This window comes from Psychrobacter sp. AOP7-B1-24 (assembly GCF_052376215.1).
Lineage (GTDB): Bacteria > Pseudomonadota > Gammaproteobacteria > Pseudomonadales > Moraxellaceae > Psychrobacter.
In genome coordinates, this window is record NZ_JBQSVL010000243.1 from 1 (window position 1) to 249 (window position 249).

1 protein-coding gene is annotated in these 249 nt (G+C 45.0%); it reads left to right on the forward strand.

The window, feature by feature from the left end:
• Positions 1 to 249: hypothetical protein (locus ACT3QP_RS15205; RefSeq protein WP_444519360.1), on the forward strand; the 249-nt coding region annotated here is incomplete at both ends.

The following is a 249-nucleotide window of genomic DNA, read 5'->3' on the forward strand; positions in this document are numbered from 1 at the left end:
CAGACCGATGCCAATGCACCTTGGGATATCCGCTGCTGCGATGTGGATGACAAGGGCATTATCCAACGCACTTTTAGTCTGCCTTTTCGTTATCTTGATATAGATGAGGCACTATACGGTCATTTTGAGTTTGTTAATCGCTATATGTCTGCCAAAGATGATAGCGAACTCGCTGAGGTAGCCAGTAGTATCCGTCATATTTTCCCCGTCCATCAGCGTAAAGAAACCTTTAAGGAAAGTGTACAGCGT